Raw genomic sequence first — 4,132 nt, forward strand, 5'->3', positions numbered from 1 at the left:
CGAACACCGGCGAAGAATCAAGAAGCTCCACCGCCATCCCCACCCACTGCGCCCCCTGCCCCGGAAACACAAACACCGCATCCACCGCGTCGCCGGGGCTCTCGGTGAGGCCGCGGGCGGCGGTCGCGGGCTGTTCGCCGCGGGCCAGGGCACGCAGACCGTTCAGCAGGGTGTCGCGGTCGGAGCCGACGACGACGGCCCGCTCCTCCAGCGCGGCACGACCCGCCAGCAGAGAATGCGCGACGTCCGCGGGGGACAGATCGGCGGACTCGACACGATCGACCAGCCGCCGCGCCTGCTCCTTCAGCGCGGCCTGCGAGCGGGCCGACAGCACCCAGGGCAGGACAACCTCGGACGCTTCCTCCTCATCCTCGACGGCGGGTTCGGGAGCCGGTGCCTGTTCGAGGACGACATGGGCGTTGGTGCCGCTGCCGCCGAAGGAGGAGACGCCGGCGCGGCGGGGCCGCCCGGTCTCGGGCCAGTCGACGGCCTCGGTGAGCAGGCGCAGGGTGCCGGAGGACCAGTCGACGTGCGGGGTGAGTTCCTCGCCGTGGAGCGACTGGGGGACGGTACCGCGCCGGAGCGACTCGACTATCTTGATCACGCCCGCGACACCGGATGCGGCCTGTGTGTGGCCGATGTTGGACTTGAGGGAGCCGATCCAGAGCGGATCGTCGCCGTGGCGTTCCTGCCCGTAGGTCGCCAGCAGCGCCTGCGCCTCGATCGGGTCACCCAGCTTCGTCCCCGTACCGTGCGCCTCCACCACGTCCACATCCGCCGCCGACAACCCCGCATCGGCCAACGCCGCCCGGATCACCCGCTGCTGCGAAGGACCGTTCGGAGCCGTCAGACCGTTCGACGCACCGTCCTGATTGATGGCCGAACCACGCACCACCGCCAGCACCTGGTGGCCGTTGGCCCGCGCATCCGACAACCGCTCAAGGAGCAGCACACCCACACCCTCGCCCCAACCGGTGCCGTCGGCTCCTGCGGCGAAGGGCTTGCAACGGCCGTCGGCGGCAAGACCCCGCTGCCGACTGAACTCGATGAAGTTGCGCATGGTCGCCATGACGGTGGCGCCGCCCGCGACGGCCATCGAGCATTCGCCGGAACGCAGCGCCCGTACCGCCAGGTGGAGGGCGACCAGGGAGGAGGAGCACATGGTGTCGAGGCTGACGGCCGGGCCCTCGAAGCCGAAACTGTAGGCGATGCGGCCGGAGAGGACGGCTGCGGACCCGCCGGTGAGCAGGTGGCCCTCGACGCCTTCGGGAGCGTTGGTGCCGTCGATGGCGTACGCCTGGTTGCTGGCGCCGACGAAGACGCCGGTGTCGCTGCCGCGCAGGGCCGTCGGGTTCATGCCGGCCCGCTCGAACGCCTCCCAGGTGGTCTCCAGGAGGAGCCGCTGCTGCGGGTCCATCGCGGTCGCCTCACGCGGCGAGATCTCGAAGAACCCGGCGTCGAACTCGGCCGCGTCGTGCAGGAAGGCGCCTTGGCGGACGTAGCTGGTGCCGACGCGGTCGGGGTCGGGGTCGTAGAGCGCCTCGATGTCCCAGCCGCGGTCGGACGGCAGGTCCGAGACGGTGTCGACGCCGTCGGCGACGACCTGCCACAGGTCTTCCGGAGTGCGCACTGCCCCGGGCATGCGGCAGGCGGTGGCCACGATGGCGATGGGCTCGTGCGCCCGCGACTCCAGGTCGGTGAGCCTGCTGCGGGTCTTGCGCAGGTCCGTGGTGACGCGCTTGAGGTAGTCGCGGAGCTGGTCCTCGGTGTTGCCCGTGTTGCCCATGCCAGTCAGCCCTTCGAGAATCGGGAAGTCGTGTCGGGGGGGGAGGACCGCTCAGGAGATCCCGAGTTCCTTGTCGATCAGGTCGAACATGTCCTGGTCGGAGGCGCCGACCAGTTCCTCGTCGACGGCCGCGTGGTCGGGCTCGTCGGTGGGTGGCGCCCAGGTGTCGAGCAGGCCGCGCAGGGCATCGGTGAGCTCCTGCCGGGCGGCCGGGTCGGTGGTGGCGCGGTAGGCCGCCTCGATCTCCCTCAGCCTGGGGTCGAGGGTGCCGACGCCTGTGTCCGCGGGGAAGAGCTCGGCGCCCAGGTGGTCGGCGAGCGCGTTCGGCGTGGGGTGGTCGAACACGAGGGTGACGGAGAGTCTGGTGCCGAGCGCGGCCCCGAGCCGATTGCGGAGTTCGACGGCGGTGAGCGAGTCGAAGCCCATGTCGCGGAATGCCCTGCCGGGTTTGACGCCGTCGCCGGCCCCGGCGCCGAGGACCGCTGTGACGTGGGTGCGGATCAGGTCGGCCAGCCTGCGCCTGCGTTTGGCCGCGGGCAGCGCGGCCAGTTCACCGCGCAGCGCCGTCATGGCCCCGTCCCGGCCGTCCACGACGGTCTCCTCGGTCTGACGCACCGTCAGCATGGCTTGCACGTCGGGAATCTCGTCGATGAGGGGGCGGTGTCCGTGAGCGCAGTACGCGGGTACGAACCGGCCCCAGCGGATGTCCGCCACCACGACGGCCGTGTCACCCGCCGCCACCGACTCCCGCAGGGCACGCACGGCGAGCCGCGGTTCCATCGCGGGCACGCCGCGCCGCAGCAGTCGCTCCCCCACCTCGGCGTCGACCATGCCGCCGCCCGCCCAGGCACCCCAGGCGATCGAGGTGGCGGGCAGGCCCGCGGCACGGCGCCGTTCGGCGAGGGCGTCGAGGTGGGCGTTGGCGGCCGCGTACGGGGCCTGGCCGCCGTTGCCCCACACGCCGGCGCCGGAGGAGAAGAGCACGAAGGCGTCCAGCGGACGACCGGCCAGCAGTTCGTGCAGGTTCTCGGCGCCGACGACCTTGGCGTGCATCAGGTCGACGGCCTCCTCGACGTCGACTCGGGTGAGCGGCCGCGCCTGGTCGACGGCGCCCGCGGTGTGGACGACCGCGGTCAGGGGAGGATCGGCGGGGATGCTCTCCAGGAGCGCGGCGAGCGCGTCACGGTCGGCGACGTCACAGGCGGCGACGGTCACCCGGCAGCCGAGGCCGGTGAGTTCCCGCTCCAGCTCCGCCACGCCGGGCGCGTCCGGGCCGCGCCGGCTGGTCAGTACCAGGTGCTCCGCGCCCTCACAGGCGAGTTCCCGGGCCACGTGGGCGCCGAGCGCACCGGTGCCGCCGGTGACGAGAACGGTGCCGCGCGGCCTCCACACCGGTGGGACGACGGAGCCCGCGCCCGCGAGGGGCGAGCGCACCATCCTTCGGACACGCACGCCCACGGGACCGGCCCGGAGCGCGAACTCGCTGTCCCCACCGGTCGCGTGGCCCGCCGCCAGCAGTGCGGGCAGGTGCGACAGCAGCTCGGCCGAACCGTCCGCGGGGAGGTCGACCAGCCCGCCGGAGCGCTCGGGGTCGTCCAGCGCGGCCACCCGGAGCAGGCCCCACACTGCGGCCTGACCACTGTTCGGCGCCTCATCACCGTCCCGTACGGCCTCGTCGTCGACCGCGACGGCTCCGCGCGTCAGCGTCCACAGTCCGGCGGGGAGCGCGGTGTCGGTGAGCGCCTGGCTCAACGCCATGGATCCCAGCAGTCCGGAGGAAACACCGGCGCTGCGCTTGTCCGGTTCGTCGTCCAGGGCCAGCAGCGACAGCACACCGGCGGGCGGGGCTCCCGCGCTTGCGGCGGCGTCCAGGAGCTCGGCGAGGACCGCCCGGTCCGCCTGCTCCGGCACGACGACCGGTACGACACCCGCTCCCGACTCCTCGAGGGCGCGTCGCGTCCGCACCGTGACGTCGTCGCCGGTCAGCGCCTCGGGCACGACGAGCAGCCACTCGCCGCCCAGCGCACCGCCCTCGGGAGCCGTGTAAGGCCGCCATGCGACGCGGTAACGCCAGTCGTCCAGGGTGCTCCGCTCTCGGCGTGCGTTCCGCCAGGCGGCCAGGGCCGGGATCACGGCCTCCAGCCCGTCCTCGATGCCGAGCGTGCCGGCCAGCTCCTCCAGGTCGCCTTCCTCGACGGTCCGCCAGAACTCCTCCTCGGCAGGATCAGTGCCGCCCTTGGCCTTGGGCACGTCCAGCCAGAACCGGCTGCGTTGGAAGGCGTAGGTGGGCAGGTCCACCCGGCGCGGCGACAGTCCCTCGAAGACCGGCGCCCAGTCCACCGACAC

2 protein-coding genes are annotated in these 4,132 nt (G+C 72.9%); both read right to left on the reverse strand.

From position 1 onward, the window contains the following. Positions 1-1,786 (reverse strand): type I polyketide synthase (locus ACFU53_RS46985; protein WP_384006493.1); only part of this gene is annotated, 1,786 nt, incomplete at its 3' end. Positions 1,787-1,837: 51 nt separating this feature from the next. Continuing rightward, the coding region (locus ACFU53_RS46990) for an SDR family NAD(P)-dependent oxidoreductase (protein WP_384006496.1) at positions 1,838-4,132 on the reverse strand (2,295 nt) is incomplete at its 5' end.

Source organism: Streptomyces sp. NPDC057474 (assembly GCF_042802555.1).
In the GTDB taxonomy this organism is placed as follows: domain Bacteria; phylum Actinomycetota; class Actinomycetes; order Streptomycetales; family Streptomycetaceae; genus Streptomyces.